This window comes from Nocardia sp. NPDC020380 (assembly GCF_044386975.1).
Classification (GTDB): Bacteria; Actinomycetota; Actinomycetes; order Mycobacteriales; family Mycobacteriaceae; genus Nocardia.
This window is the reverse complement of sequence record NZ_JBIRVQ010000009.1, coordinates 177884-192120: the sequence shown is the minus strand read 5'-3', so window position 1 is coordinate 192120 and position 14237 is coordinate 177884. Positions and strand designations below refer to the sequence as shown.

Genomic DNA, 14237 nt, shown 5'->3' with positions numbered 1-14237 from the left:
GAATACCCCTCGTGCCACGCGGTGCCGGCCGCCGTCGATGGTTGCTTGCCCCCACACATCGAGGACACCACAACCGCCGGTGCCGTAGCGCCCAGCCTGGAAAACGCTGAAATCCGCTGAACCGGGGCTATTCCTGGCAGGTCTTGGGCTGGACCGAGCGCGGGTCACGCAGGTAGCGGACCACCTCGTCGTCGATGCAGGAACTCACGCCACCGAAGACGAAGGTGTGGCCGTCGGACTCGCGAATCAGGAGCGGACTGCGCATGTATTGAGCCATGCGCTCGGCATTGGCTGCCGGGGTGGTGGGGTCGTGGCGTTGTGCCACGAACAGCAGGGGTGCGGCGCCGTCGGCGCGCGACGGAACCACCGGGTGCACTGCGCCTGCGAAGGGCCATAGATCGCAGACGTCGAGCGGGAACTCGGCCGGGCGGGGCTCGTAGTTCTGGTAGGGCGCGGCCTCGTAACGGGCGATCGCGGCGTGCTGGCGGACGGCGCGATCATTGGTCGGCTCGGCGGTGTCGGCGCAGGTGATGGCGGTAATCGCGTTCGGATCGGCCGCCGCTGCCGCGGGGTCGGTCGCCGGTTGGCGCGGTGCGGGCAGTCCTGACGAATCATCCTGCCCCACTGGGTTGTCGAACATCTTCGACAGTCGCTGTACCGCGGTGCCGTCACCGTGGCGGACGCCGTCGAGTGCTTGCAGATAGGGCACCCACTCCGACCTCCACAGCAGACCGTTGGTGGTCGCGCCGAGGATGCTGCCGGCCGCGACCGGCTCGCTGCCGGGTACCGGAACAGGGTTCGCGTCGGCATCGCGCAGCAACTGCTGGAAGGTCTGCTGGGCGGCGCCGGGTTCGGCGCCCAGGGGGCATTCCGCGTGGGTGGAGGCCTGATATTCGCTTGTGCAGAATGCGGCCAATCGATCGAATGAGTCCTGATATCCACGTTTTTGGCCGACCAGCATCTCATCCTGTGTTTCGGCGATATCCACGACGCCGTCGAGGATCGCCGCACGGTAATTGCCGGGGAAACGCAAGGCGTACATGGCTGCGACCTGCGTACCGTAGGACGCCGCAATGAGATTGATTCGCGGCTCACCGAGTATGGCGCGGATCAGGTCGACATCGTTCACGGCCTCGTCGGGACCGATGTGCCGCAGGAGATCCGCGCCCGTATCGCGCACACAGTTCGCCACGGTCGCTCGATTGGCCTGCTCCTCCCCGGTGACCGGGTCCGGAGCGTCTCCGGATTCGCCCGGAAAGCAGCGGATCTGCGGCACCGATCGCCCGACTCCGCGTGGGTCGTACCCCACCAGGTCATAAGACTCACGGACCTCATCGGGGACAGCGCCTTCGGCGGCTGCGAGGCCCGTCTGGCCGGGACCGCCGCTGATGGAGAGCAGGCTGCCCGTCTTCGTGCCCGTGGCGGCTCGCCTGGCGACGGCCAGTTGCACCGTCGCGACATCGGCGATCGCGTGGTCGCGTGCCGCGGTGTAATCCAGCGGTGCGGTGATATACGCGCATGTCAGACCGGCGTCAGGCTCGCCGGTCAACCATCCTCCGGTCTCTCCCGTACCGCACTCCTGCCAATTCACCCGCTGGGCGTAGAAGGCGTCCAGACCGGCAGGCACCGTGACTGCCGGCAATTCCGATTCTCCCGAGTGCTTCCCCGCGCAGGCGGCCACGTTCGACGCCGTTACCAGGGCCACGAACATCGCGACAACGCTCTGTGCACGCCGCATATCCCACATCCTCCTCGAACGGAATTAGCAAGCAAGGGCGAGAAACGTCTTCAGCAAATCGCATCGACCACGATGCCGAAAAGAAGAATACGGCGGAATATCCAGCTGGCGTGTATCCCGGTGAAATACCCACCACATGGCGACGCCGTCACCCGGTCGGCCACGAATTTCCAGCCGATCGGCTGGCGATATCGGCACTTCCGGGCGACGTCACGGGCCGTATGCAGGCCATACGTTGGTCGGGACGATCCCGCCGGGATCCCCGATTCGAAGGCTGAAAACCATGAGCGAGAAATCCGATGCCCGAAAACCTCACCGCCGCGGACTACGGGCCACCGCGGTCGCGACAGTCGTGATGGTTCCCGCAATCCTGGCCGCGCCCGCCCTCGCCGACAAGACGGACGAGACGCCGACCACCTCCACGCTCAGCCGCGATGATTCCACGGATTCGACGTCCAGCCTGCGTGATCCCAACCGAGATCGTTTCGACAACAAGGGATTCGACCGTAACGGTTTCGATCGTAAGGGGTTCGACCGGAACGGCTTCGACAAGAGCGGTTTCGACAAGAGCGGTTTCGACCGCCGAGGGTTCGACAGGCTTGGCTACGATCGAAACGGCTTCGACAGAAATGGTTTCGACACGTTCGGCCGGGACAGGAAGGGCTTCGACCGCGGCGGATTCGACCGGTTCGGGTATGACCGCAATGGTTTCAACAGGTCCGGCTTCGACCGATACGGTTACGACCGCAATGGATTCGACCGGAACGGCTTCGATAAGCGAGGATTCGACCGCAAGGGCAATCCGCGTGGTTCGAACGCACCGGTGCAGCCCGCACCTCCTGCCGCCCCGGCCCCCGCGCGGCCGCTCCCGGAGCCGGTCGAGCAGTTCCTGCGCCAGTTGCCGCCGCCGATCGAGCAGGTAGTGCGCCCGCCGGTCGAGGCCGTTTTCGCACTGCTGCCCCGCTGAGGACCGCAGCAGGCAGCGGCGCGGATTCACGCATCGGCCGCGACCTTGATGGCTGCGCGCACGAAGGCCGCGACGGCGGGCGAGCGGGAGTGCTGCGGCCACGCCACCGACAGGGTGGCTGGTGCGAGGTCTTCGACTCGCAGATAGGCGATTTCGGGTCGCGTATACAGGCGAGTGAGTGAGGCCGGGAAGAAGCAGACGATGCTGCCCAGCTCGATCAGTTTGAAGATCTGCGGCAGGTCCGAGGCGTCTTCCGGTGTGCCCGAAGCCGAATACTCGCGCTCGGCCGGGCCGGGGTGGCGAATATGGCCGTCGCGCACGCCGTTTCGGCCGGGAACAACAAGACCGTGCTCCGCGGGTGATCCGTCGGGCAGGTGCCAGCCTGTCAGGTCGGCGAGACGGACGGTCGGGTGTGCGGCCAGCGGGCCGGCCGCGGCGACGGCCAGGAGGTACGGCTCGGTGAGCAGTGGCTCGGAGTCCAGCCCGCGCTCGTCGAAGGGGTTCAGCAGCAGTGCCGCGTCCGCGTGGCCGTCCCGCACCGCGTGCGCCTGTTCGCCGAATCGCCCGAGTACCACCGTGATCGGCAGGGCTGCCTCTTCCCGGGCGAACGTGTCGAGGATTCGTGGCAGCAGGCCGCCGTCGATGTCCGCCTTGAGTGCCAGCCGCAGGGTCGGTGCGGACCGGCCCGCGTGCCGGGCGCGGCGGCCGGCGGCGCCGACCGCGTCCAGTGCGATGCGCGCGTCATCCAGCAGTACCTCGCCGGCCGGGGTGAGCGTGGCCTGCCGTGTGGTGCGCCGCAGGAGTTCGACGCCGAGTTGGTGTTCGAGTTCTTTGATCGCGCGCGTCAGTGGCGGCTGCGCTATGCCGAGTCGCCGGGCGGCACGCCCGAAGTGCAGTTCTTCCGCGACGGCGACGAAGTACCGGAGTTGGCGTGTCTCCAGCTCGTTCATACTTCCACGGTATCAGTGGCTATCTGATCGGTATTTCAGCTTCGACGGCGCGATGGCTTGACTGGGTTGTACCCGGCGATCAGCGCGGCCGGGAAGGACCGACGAACTGGAGATGAGCCGTGCGTGCAGTCGCTGTACGGAAGACCGGTGATCGGCCTGAACTGCTGGAACTCCCGGCGCCACAACCGGCTGGGGGGGGGGGGAGGTGCGGGTCGAGTTGGCTGCGGCGTCGGTGAACCCGTTCGATCTGGATATCGCTGCGGGCTTCTTCGAAGGCCGTATGCCGCATGTGTATCCGGTCATCCTCGGCGTCGGCGCCGCGGCGACGGGCGACGACGAGATCGGCGGCGTCCTGCTCGATGGCCGCTTCGAGGTGCACCGAGCGATTCGGCATGCCAACAAGGGCGGCGTCTTCGAAGGAATCGACCGGTCCACCGGGCTGGCGGTGATCGTGAAGCAGGCCCGCGCCGGCGTCGGAACCGGACGTCACGCAACGGATTTCCAGTCTGCGTTGCGCAATGAAGCGGCGCTGTTCGAGGCGCTGGCGGGGCAGCGGGCCGCGCCGCGCAGTATGGCGCTGTTCGAACAGGGCGGGGATCTGTTCCACGTACAGGAGCGCATCGACGGCGTGACTCTCGCCGCGTGGCGCAAGCAGCACCACCGTCTGCCCGGCTGGCGGGCCATGGCACTGCGGCTGGTCGACCTCGTCGGCGCCGCGCACGGGAAAGACATTGTCCTGTGCGACTTGTCGCCGTCGAACGTGATGGTGCGCGCGGACGAATCGTTGGTGCTGATCGACCTGGAATACGCGACCCGGACCGGGGAGACCACCGCCGCGGCATGGACGCCGGGATACGCGGCGCCCGAGCATATGTCGGGCGAGCCGGCGCATCCGGCGCTCGACGGCTATTCGCTCGGCGCGCTGCTGTTCCTGCTCTGCTCGGGCGGCAATCCCACTCTCACCGCGGATGACGAGGCGGGGCGCAGTCTCGACTCTCGCGTGACTCGTCTGCTCGAACTCGCCGCCGCGACCGACTCCGACACCGCGGAATCGACGCCCCTGCTGCGCGGACTGCTACGGGAAGACTCCGAACAGCGCTGGTCTCTGACTTGCGCCCGGAGTTTCCTGACCACGCGTGCGTCGTCCGCTCTCGACGTCGCGGCTGGGCCACGCGGTGTCGAGGGGGATGTCGACAGAATGCTGGCCGACGGCATCGACTACCTGATCTCCTCGGTGCGACCCGAGGACCCCGACCGGTTGTGGAAACCGCACACCAACAGCGAACACAGTGTCACGGTGCCGCAGGAGTGCTTCGAACACTGATCCGAGCCGCCGAGACCACCGGCGATACCCATGTGCGGGACGCCGTTCACGCCGGCACGACGTGGTTGGTGGACCGAATCGGCCGGGATCCGAATCCGTTGCCGGGATTGTATTTCGGCCGTGCGGGCACCGCGGTGGCGCTGTACGAGGCAGGCCGGCTGCTGGATTCGGACACCTTCCGCGAGGCCGGCTGCAGTCTGCTCGACCAGGTACCTGGTGAGTGGCCGAATCCGGATGTGGCACACGGGGTTGCGGGGGCCGGTTTCGCGAGCTTGCTGCTCTGGTCGGCCAGTGGACAGCCGGGTTTCGGTGAACGGGTCCGCGGCTGCGCGACTCACTTGATGGAACGCGCCGAACGTCGCAACGGCATGCTGGTCTGGCCGATCCCGGACGATTTCGACTCACACCTGGCCGGGGTGATCGACTACGGGTACGCCCACGGCACCGCCGGAATCGCCGACTTCCTGCTCGCTGCGGGCATCCGCTGTCAAGAACCGGCATGGATCGCCATGGCTCACGAGGCGGCCGATACCCTGCACCACTGCGCCGTCGACACCGAAGCGGGCGCCTTGTGGCCGGTCGGGCCGCGCGCCCCGCATCAACTCCTCGATTACTGGTGCAGCGGCTCGGCAGGCGTAGGAACCTTCCTGCTGCGAATGCTGCAACACAGCAACGACACTGCGACGCTGCGGTGGCCGGAGCGCGCCGCCGAAGCGGTCTGGCGTCGCCGGTGGGCCGCCGGATCCTCGCAATGCCACGGCCTCGCCGGTGCCGGGGAACTGCTGCTCGACCTTGCCGACCACACCGCAGACGAGCGGTACCGGCGCTACGCCGACGATATGGCTGCCGCACTCGTCGCCCGGGCCGGGATGTACCGCGGCCGCCTGCTGGCACCGGACGAAACCGGAACCGGATTCAGCGCCTCCTACGGCGTCGGAGTCGCCGGCTGGGTCGACTTCCTGCTCAGGCTCCGATACGGCGGACCCCGATCGTGGGCCGCAATGCCATGATCACGTGGTTACCCGGACCGGCCGAACAGCGCGTCGTGGCCGATGAAAGTGAAGATGGTGGCGCCCGTTTCCAGCGGGGCCGGCGTGCCCGCGAATCGATGCGCGCCGACGCCGAATGACAAGTGCGGGGCCGAAATCCACACCTCCTCGAAGCCGCGCTCCGCGAACCAGGCGCCGATCTGTGGCACCAGATCCGGTTCCCAGCGCCCGCGCGTCCACACCACTGTTCCGCCGTGCGCGCACAGTTGCGTAGCGAATTCGATGGTGCGCTCGATATCGGCATCGGTGATATTGCCGAAGATCCCGCATGCGACGACGAGGTCCGCGGGTGCCAGGCTCGCATATTGATCGGTCTGTGCGGCATCGCCGGCGACGACCGCCACGCCTTCCAGCCCGTGCTGCTGCGCCAGCTCTCGTGCCACCGCGACATTGCGTGGATCGAGTTCCACCAGCCGCGCGGTCACGTCGTCGCGTCGGGGATGTTCGGCAAGTACGCCGATGATGTCCCGGCCTTGGCCCGCGCACAGGCTGATCACCCGCAGCGGTCCCGGCCGGGCGGCATCCAGCGCGGCCGGATCTGCTCCTGCACGGCCTCGAGCCGTTGAGCCAGATGGGTGCCGGGCCGGTCGTACTCCGCATGCCAGGCATGCCAATCACGTTCGCTCACCCTGCCAGCGTATTTGCGGGAAAGAGCGGACGGCACAGTTGTTTTCGCCGTGATTCGGATCAGTATGCCGGGCGCAGCTGGTGCAGCCGCAGGCCCGCGATCCGCGCGAGGATCAGGCCGACGCCGAGCGCGGCGACAGCCGAGATCGCACCGCCGGCTGCGAATCCGATACGCGCGCCGTAGGTATCGGTGATCCAGCCCACCAGAGGCGCGCCGATCGGGGTGCCACCGGTAAAAACCATCATGAACAACGCCATGACGCGACCGCGCATGGCCGGGTCGGTGGCCATCTGGATCGAGGAGTTGGCCGTCACGTTCACGGTCAGGCCGAACATGCCGATCGGCACGAGCAGGAGCGCGAACAGCCAGAAGGACGGGGTCATCGCGGCCACGACCTCGAGCAGGCCGAAGGCGAGCGCCGCGGCGACCAGTATCCGCAAGCGGGAGGTGGCGCGGCGAGCGGCCAACAGGGCGCCGGCCAGTGAGCCTGCCGCCATCAGCGTGTTGAACAGGCCGTATGTCTGTGCGCCCGAATGGAAGACGTTATGGGTGAAGGCCGTGAGCCAGATGGCGAAGTTGAATCCGAAGGTGCCGATGAAGCCGACCAGCATGATCGGCCAGATCAATTCGGGGCGACCCGCGACGTAACGTAGTCCCTCGCGCAGCTGACCCTTGCCGCGTGGAGTGCGCTCGACCTCTCGCAGTTCGCCTGTGCGCATCAACAACAGTGCCGCGATGGGGGCCAGGAACGACACTCCGTTGAACACGAACGCATACCCGCTGCCCACCGCCCCGATCAGCACCCCCGCGACAGCGGGACCGACCAGTCGGGCGGACTGAAAGTTGGCCGAATTCAAGCTGACCGCGTTTGCCAGCTGCTCCGGGCCGACCATCTCGGAGACGAAGGTCTGGCGGGCCGGATTATCGACGACGGTGACCAGGCCGAGCACGAAAGCCGAGGCGTAGACATGCCATACCTGCACGTGACCGGTGAGGGTGAGAATGCCCAGTGCGAGCCCGGTTGCGCCCATTGCGGATTGGGTGAACACCAGCAGCGGCCGCTTGGGCAGCCGGTCGACCAGCACGCCGCCGTAGAGTCCGAACAAGAGCATGGGCAGGAACTGCAGGGCCGTGGTGATGCCGACCGCGGCCGCGGATCCGGTGAGGCTGAGCACCAGCCAGTCCTGCGCGATCCGCTGCATCCAGGTGCCGATATTGGAGATGACCTGACCGGTGAAGAAGAGGCGGTAGTTGCGGATTCGCAGGGAACCGAAGGTGCTGTGCGGGGGAGTGTCGCCGGGGGTTTGTCGAATGTCGGTCTGGGGCGGCGCTAGAACTCCCGGCCTCACAGGTCTGCCTCCTAGGGTGCGACGGACTACAGGTGTGCGGGTCCGCTTCCTGTACCGCTACCGCCCGGAGGAGGTGAAAACAGCCGACGCCACTGAGACGTTCGGACTCGGGAATCGCCGGCTCTGCGCGAGCATGGACAGCGCGTGCGGCCCGGCGGGGAAAGTCTTACGACGTCGTCGGCGCGGCCGGGTAGCCCTACACATTCCTTAGCCTAATCAATTACCCGGTATGTTGCCATCTAGTTTCGGAAGTCTCACAGTCCGCACCGCGCGCGCCTGGAGGTTCGTCCAACCACCGCCACCAGTCCCCCGGACGGTCTTGGAGATAATGCGTCTTCGAATGACATGTGATCGCGATTACATTGAGCCGCTCCGACGCATTACTCGCCACCCGAGGGACCGCCCATGCTCGAGCCCGACCTCACCCGCAGGCCCATCGCGCGAGGAGCAACCTGGCTATCCCTCGCAGCCACCCTCGCCACCCCACTCTGCGTCCTACTGATCCTCATCTGCCACGCCCTATGAACCATCACGGTTCGGCGCGGGTCCAGAAGCGGAAATATGCGGCTGCCGTGGAGGTTGTGGAGTCAGTCGAGGCCTTCGTCGAGCTGTTCCCAGGTGAGAGTGATCTCGAAGGGTGCGAGCGTATCGATCGCTGCGGCGAAGTGGTCGCTGCGGTTGCGATAGCCGTTCGAGGCGTACCTACCGTCGGAGTCGAGCGTAAGCATCTCGATGGAGATCGCCGGACCGTCGTCGTTGGCCATCCGGACGATCCAGTAATGCCGGATTCCATAACGGGAGTACTCAGCGCGCTTGTCGATGGTATCGGCAGTGACAGTGGTCGGCGAAACCACCTCGACTACCAGAATCGCGTCCGCCACAGTGGGTTTGGTTTTCCAGCGTGGGCGCGGTTCATCGATACAGCGGTAGACGATCACGTCGGGACGCTTGTAGTGGAAGGGGACTTCCGAAACCAGCATATCGATGTCGCGGTTGACTCGTAAGCATGGCTGCCGGTCAGCCCGTTTCGCTTCACCGTCGGCTAGTGCGCGTTCGATGTTCCGGGAAACGATGTTGTGGTTGGGCGAGGGTGATTCGCAGAAGACGATCATCCCGTCTTTGACCTCGACGGTCCGCGACACATCCTCGGGCATCACCAGGTAGTCGTCGATATCGATGACCTGGCTGTATGTCTTCGGCAAAGACCAGTCGAACGCTTCCGACACGGCGGCGGTCCTTCGGTATAGGGAGCGACTACTCGATCAACGTCACAGAACACGGACGCAGACAAGCATATCCAGCCGCTCTCGTGGATTGTTGGGGCGAAAGATCAGGCAGGTCCGCCGAATGCGGAGCGGGGGAGGGTCAGTGCCCAGGCTTTGGCGTTGCGGACGTGGGTTCGCATGGCCGTTTCGGCTTGTTGTGGGTCGGTTTGGCGGATGGCTTCGACTACTGCGAGGTGTTCGGCCAGTGAGGTTTCGCCGTGGGCTTCCGAACCGGCTAGCTGGGCGTGGCGTAGCTGGAAGCTGAAGGTGAGGATGTGGAGGTTGGCGGTTAGTTCCGTCAGGCGGGGGTTGTCGGCGATGGTGAGGATTGCTTCGTGGAGGTGGGCGGCTTCGTCGATTCGCTGGTTGGGGCCGGCGGAGGCGACCGCTTGTTCGCGATCGGTGGCTGCCGACAGTAGGTCGGCGTTTCCGGGGCGGGAGATATTGATCGCTGCCAGGCGGGCGGCGAGTCCCTCGAGGACTTCGCTGAGGTCGTAGAGCTGGGCTATCTCTTCTTGGGTGCGGCGGCGGATCGATGCGCCGCGGTGCGGCTCGATGTGGACCAGGCCTTCGCTGGCCAGGTGGGCGAATGCCTCGCGCAGCGAGTTGCGGCCGACGCCGATTTCGGCGACGAGGTCGGCTTCCACCAAGCGCTGGCCGGGAACGTAGCGGCCGACGCGGATTCCTTCGCGCAGTGCGGTCACTGCCAGTTGTGTACCGGTGAGCCGATTGCCGGAGCTCACTGGACCTCCTCTGTCCGATCGATCCACTTTCGCCTCCATCACCCTAGGGGCGTTGAATAGTTCTATCAAATCGTCCTACAATCTGGTCCTGCAATCGAGCCTTCACCCACGAAAGAGATGGCTATGCCGATCGAAACCAGAGAAGAGCGGCTGGCGCGACGCGTCGCCGGGCTGTACGCCACGGATCGACAGTTCGCCGATGCGCGGCCGGACGTAGCCGTCGGCGAAGCGGTCGAGCGGGCGGGATCGCAGCTGCCCGACATCGTGCGAGCGGTGCTGGACGGCTATGCGGAACGTCCTGCGCTGGGACAGCGTGCGGTGCGTTTCGTCCAGGACGCGGCCACCGGCCGGACATCGGCGGAGCTGTTGCCCCGGTTCGAGACGATCACCTACCGCGGGCTGGGTGACCGGGTCGGCGCGCTGGCGGCTGCCTGGGCGGGTGATCCGATAGCGCCCGGCGATCGGGTCTGCGTTCTGGGTTTCACCAGCGTGGACTACGCGACCATCGATCTGGCGCTGCTTTCGCTCGATGCGGTGTCGGTGCCGTTGCAGGCGAGTGCGGCGGTCGCGCGGCTGCAGCCGGTGGTGGCCGAAACCGAGCCGACCGTGATCGCCGCGAGCGTGGATTACCTGGCTGTGGCCGTCGGGCTGATAGCGGCCGGGTATGCGCCTGCGCGGCTGGTCGTTTTCGACTACCACCCGCAGGTCGACGACCATCGCGAGGCCGTCGATGCGGCGCGCGCACGGTTGGCCGAGATGGGCAGCACGGTGGTCGTGGAGTTGCTGACCGATGCGCTGGAGCGCGGCGCGACGCGGCCGGCGCCGGCGATCGAACCGGCGGCGGACGACTCGCTGGCATTGCTGATCTACACCTCGGGCAGTACCGGGACACCCAAAGGCGCGATGTATCGCCGGGAGCTGGTGGCCCGGATCTGGCTCAGCTCCACCACTTCCGCGATACATATGGACGGCGTCGTGCCCTCGCTCACGCTGAACTTCAGGCCGATGAGTCACATTGTCGGGCGGGCGATGCTCTACGGGACGCTCGCCGCCGGAGGTACCGCGTATTTTGCTGCCACACGCGATCTTTCGACCTTCTTCGAGGACCTCGCGCTGGTGCGGCCTACCCAGTTGGATTTCGTGCCGCGGGTCTGGGAGATGCTGTTCGAAGAGTATCGGCGCGAGGTGGATTCGCGGTCTGTCGCCGAGAGCGACCGCGCAGCCGTCGAAGCGGAAGTGATGGCCTACCAACGTCAGAACCTGCTCGGCGGGCGGTATGTGGCGGCATCGACCGGCTCCGCGCCGCTGTCGGCGGACCTGAGGACATGGGTCGAGTCCTTCACCGATATGCATCTGGTCGACACGTTCGGCCTGACCGAATCGGTGCTGCTGCTGATCGACGGCCGCGTACAACGCCCACCGGTGATCGACTACAAACTGGTCGATGTCCCCGACCTGGGCTACTTCAGCAGTGATCGGCCTTATCCGCGCGGTGAGCTGGCCGTCAAGTCGATGACGCAGTTCGCGGGTTACTACAAGCGACCGGAACTCACCGCCGAGGCGTTCGATTCGGACGGCTACTACCTGACCGGCGACATCATGGCCGAAACAGCCCCCGACCACCTCACCTACATCGACCGCCGCAACAACGTGTTGAAACTCTCACAGGGCGAATTCATCACCGCCGCCAAGCTGGAGACGGTATTCGGTACCAGCCCGCTGGTGCGCCAGATCTACGTCTACGCCAACAGCACACGCTCGTACCCACTCGCCGTCGTCGTGCCGACCGAGGAGGCGCTGCAGCAGCATGACGCGCAATCGCTCACGCCGCTGATCAAGGAGTCGCTGCGCGAGATCGCCAAGGCCGCCGATCTGCAGTCCTATGAACTTCCGCGCGAGTTCATCATCGAGACAACGCCTTTCGCCGCGGCGAATGGGCTCCTGACCGACCTCGGCAAGCTGGCGCAGAAGAAGCTGCAGCAGCGCTACGGTGAGCGGCTCGAGCAGCTGTACGCCGAATTGGCCGAACAGCAAACCGAATCGCTGCGCGCACTGCGTGCGGGTGCTGCCGATCTTCCGGTACTGGACACTGTCGGCCGGGCGGCGGCCGCCGTGCTGGGCGCGGCGGGCGCCACTCCGCGGCCCGATGCCTACTTCGCCGATCTGGGTGGAGACTCGTTGTCGGCGTTGACATTCGGCAACCTGCTGCGCGAGATATTCGACGTCGACGTCCCGGTGGGTGTCATAGTCAGCCCGGCCAACGACCTGGCGGCCATCGCCGGTTACATCGAGACCGAACGGCAGGGTTCCAAGCGGCCGACCTACCGGGCCGTGCACGGACGCGACGCCACCACGGTGCACGCCGGTGACCTCACACTGGACAGATTCCTCGACGAGTCCGTCCTGGCGAACGCACCGAGCCAGCCCGGGCCTGCGACCGAGGTGCGCACGGTGCTGTTGACCGGCGCGACCGGATTTCTGGGCCGCTATCTGGCACTGGAGTGGCTGGATCGGATGGAGTCGGCGGGCGGCAAGGTGATCGCACTGGTGCGCGCCAAGTCCGATGCGGACGCCCGCGGCCGGCTGGACAAGGTATTCGACAGCGGCGACCCGGAACTGCTCGACCGATACCGCACGCTCGCCACCGATCATCTCGAGGTCATCGCCGGCGACAAGGGCGAGGCCGAACTGGGCCTCGACCATGCGACCTGGCAGCGGCTGGCCGATATCGTCGACGTGATCGTCGACCCGGCCGCCCTGGTCAACCACGTACTCCCGTACAGCGAGATGTTCGGCCCGAATACGCTGGGCACCGCCGAGCTGATCAAGCTCGCGCTGACCACGAAGCTCAAGCCGTACACCTATGTATCGACGATCGGGGTAGGCGATCAGATCGAATCGAGCACGTTCACCGAGGACGCCGACATCCGCCGAATCAGCGGCTCCCGCAAGATAAACGACGGGTACGCCAACGGTTACGGCAACAGCAAGTGGGCGGGCGAGGTGTTGCTGCGTGCGGCGCACGACCTGTGCGGGCTGCCGGTGGCGGTGTTCCGCTGCGACCTGATCCTGGCCGACACCGGCTACGCGGGTCAGCTCAACCTGCCGGACATGTTCACCCGGCTGATGCTCAGTGTGGTCGCCACCGGTGTCGCGCCGGGCTCGTTCTATGAGCGTGATGCCGAGGGTAACCGGCAGCGTGCGCACTTCAACGGCCTTCCGGTCGAATTCGTCGCCGAGGCGATCTCGACCCTGGGCGCGCAATGCACCGGCGGATTCCGCACCTTCCATGTGATGAACCCGTACGACGACGGCATCGGCCTGGATGAGTTCATCGACTGGTTGATCGGCGCCGGATACTCGATTCAGCGGGTCGGCGACTACGACTCCTGGTTGCGGCGCTTCGAGACGACGCTCCGCACTCTGCCCGAGCGTCAGCGCCATTACTCACTGCTGCCGCTGTTGCACTACTACCTGAAGCCGGCGACTCCCGTGAACGGTTCGATGGCACTCACCGATCGTTTCCGCGCCGCAGTGCAGGAGGCGAAAGTCGGTGCGGGCGACGATATCCCGCATGTCTCGCAGCCGCTCATCATCAAGTACGTGACCGACCTTCGACTGCTGGGGCTGCTCTGAGGCCGACCCGCACCTTCAGAAAGAGAGGGCCGGATTCCATTGCCCTGCAATGAAATCCGGCCTTCGTTGTGTCCGGAGGGGGACTTGAACCCCCACGCCCTAATACGGGCACTAGCACCTCAAGCTAGCGCGTCTGCCATTCCGCCACCCGGACCGGTGATGCTGGACAAGATTAGCCGAGGCTTCACCGAAAAATGAAATCGGAGCTTGACCTGCACGAAAGGTGGTGCGCGGGTGGGGGAATGGGGGCGGGCTACTTCTTGATGAAGATGCCGGCGATGTCGGCGTTCTTGATGGGGGTGTCGCCGTTGGCCTGGACCTGGCAGAGGGTTTGGACGGCGGCCATGGAGAGGTCGACCTGGGTGCCGGGAGGCTCGTGGTCGTCGCCGGTCTGCTGCTTGATGAACTTGGTGATGGTCATGCGCTGATCGTCGGCGTTCTGTTTGACGTAGTCGCTGCACTTGGTGTCGCCGCCCTTGTTGAGCGCGGTCTTCACCTCGGTGCAGCCCGTCAGCAGGGTGACGGCGAGCAGGGCGGCCGCGACGGCCGTCCATCGCATGGTCTTCATGAGTTGTCCTCTGGTCGGGC

12 protein-coding genes and 1 tRNA gene are annotated in these 14237 nt (G+C 65.9%); 4 read left to right on the top strand and 9 right to left on the bottom strand.

The window, feature by feature from the left end; translation table 11 throughout:
• Nucleotides 1-127 precede the first annotated feature (127 nt).
• Nucleotides 128-1738: an alpha/beta hydrolase gene (locus ACH438_RS25835; protein ID WP_397009520.1), complete on the bottom strand. Its 1611-nt coding sequence runs from the start codon at nt 1736-1738 to the stop codon at nt 128-130.
• A 283-nt stretch (nt 1739-2021) separates the two neighbouring features.
• On the opposite strand from ACH438_RS25835, the gene ACH438_RS25830 reads away from it, so the two are divergent.
• Nucleotides 2022-2705 (top strand): hypothetical protein, encoded by a 684-nt coding sequence (locus ACH438_RS25830; protein WP_397009518.1) that lies wholly within the window; start codon nt 2022-2024, stop codon nt 2703-2705.
• Nucleotides 2706-2731: 26 nt separating this feature from the next.
• On the opposite strand, the gene ACH438_RS25825 is transcribed toward ACH438_RS25830, so the two are convergent.
• Nucleotides 2732-3655 carry a LysR family transcriptional regulator gene (locus ACH438_RS25825; RefSeq protein WP_397009516.1) on the bottom strand — a complete coding sequence of 308 codons (924 nt, stop codon included), beginning with the start codon at nt 3653-3655 and terminating at the stop codon, nt 2732-2734.
• A 205-nt stretch (nt 3656-3860) separates the two neighbouring features.
• Between ACH438_RS25825 and ACH438_RS25820 the strand changes: the two genes are divergently transcribed.
• Together ACH438_RS25820 and ACH438_RS25815 are read left to right on the top strand one after the other, a co-directional pair.
• Nucleotides 3861-4979 (top strand): hypothetical protein, encoded by a 1119-nt coding sequence (locus ACH438_RS25820; RefSeq protein WP_397009514.1) that lies wholly within the window; start codon nt 3861-3863, stop codon nt 4977-4979.
• Nucleotides 4964-5989 carry a lanthionine synthetase LanC family protein gene (locus tag ACH438_RS25815; RefSeq protein WP_397009512.1) on the top strand — a complete coding sequence of 342 codons (1026 nt, stop codon included), beginning with the start codon at nt 4964-4966 and terminating at the stop codon, nt 5987-5989. Before ACH438_RS25820 ends, ACH438_RS25815 begins: the two co-directional genes overlap by 16 nt.
• A gap of 8 nt (nt 5990-5997) precedes the next feature.
• Here ACH438_RS25815 and ACH438_RS25810 read toward each other — a convergent pair whose 3' ends face one another.
• The 5 genes from ACH438_RS25810 to ACH438_RS25790 all read right to left on the bottom strand — a co-directional run bounded on the left by ACH438_RS25810 (nt 5998) and on the right by ACH438_RS25790 (nt 10013).
• A complete protein-coding gene (locus ACH438_RS25810; protein ID WP_397009510.1) occupies nt 5998-6525 on the bottom strand; it encodes a class I SAM-dependent methyltransferase family protein in 528 nt (175 codons plus the stop codon).
• Nucleotides 6522-6656, bottom strand: a complete 135-nt coding sequence (locus tag ACH438_RS25805; protein ID WP_397009508.1) for a hypothetical protein — start codon at nt 6654-6656, stop codon at nt 6522-6524. Before ACH438_RS25805 ends, ACH438_RS25810 begins: the two co-directional genes overlap by 4 nt.
• 59 nt (nt 6657-6715) lie before the next feature.
• Nucleotides 6716-8005, bottom strand: coding sequence for an MFS transporter (locus ACH438_RS25800; RefSeq protein WP_397009506.1), 1290 nt, complete (start codon nt 8003-8005; stop codon nt 6716-6718).
• A gap of 587 nt (nt 8006-8592) precedes the next feature.
• Nucleotides 8593-9231, bottom strand: a complete 639-nt coding sequence (locus ACH438_RS25795) for a Uma2 family endonuclease (protein WP_397009504.1) — start codon at nt 9229-9231, stop codon at nt 8593-8595.
• 104 nt (nt 9232-9335) lie between these two features.
• A complete protein-coding gene (locus ACH438_RS25790) occupies nt 9336-10013 on the bottom strand; it encodes a GntR family transcriptional regulator (RefSeq protein ID WP_397009502.1) in 678 nt (225 codons plus the stop codon).
• A 123-nt stretch (nt 10014-10136) separates the two neighbouring features.
• Between ACH438_RS25790 and car the strand changes: the two genes are divergently transcribed.
• Nucleotides 10137-13649 (top strand): carboxylic acid reductase, encoded by a 3513-nt coding sequence (gene car / locus ACH438_RS25785; RefSeq protein WP_397009499.1) that lies wholly within the window; start codon nt 10137-10139, stop codon nt 13647-13649.
• Nucleotides 13650-13718: 69 nt separating this feature from the next.
• Here the strand turns inward: car and ACH438_RS25780 are convergent.
• Nucleotides 13719-13803 (bottom strand) — tRNA-Leu (locus tag ACH438_RS25780).
• 99 nt (nt 13804-13902) lie between these two features.
• The gene (locus ACH438_RS25775; RefSeq protein ID WP_397009497.1) at nt 13903-14217 is read right to left on the bottom strand and encodes a hypothetical protein; all 315 of its coding nucleotides are present in this window, start codon (nt 14215-14217) and stop codon (nt 13903-13905) included.
• Nucleotides 14218-14237: the final 20 nt, after the last annotated feature.

Bases quoted from the DNA above. Each gene is read 5' to 3' on its own strand.
- ACH438_RS25835 (WP_397009520.1), bottom strand. From the start codon at position 1,738: ATGCGGCGTGCACAGAGCGTTGTCGCGATGTTCGTGGCCCTGGTAACG.
- ACH438_RS25830 (WP_397009518.1), top strand. From the start codon at position 2,022: ATGAGCGAGAAATCCGATGCCCGAAAACCTCACCGCCGCGGACTACGG.
- ACH438_RS25825 (WP_397009516.1), bottom strand. From the start codon at position 3,655: ATGAACGAGCTGGAGACACGCCAACTCCGGTACTTCGTCGCCGTCGCG.
- car (WP_397009499.1), top strand. From the start codon at position 10,137: ATGCCGATCGAAACCAGAGAAGAGCGGCTGGCGCGACGCGTCGCCGGG.
- ACH438_RS25775 (WP_397009497.1), bottom strand. From the start codon at position 14,217: ATGAAGACCATGCGATGGACGGCCGTCGCGGCCGCCCTGCTCGCCGTC.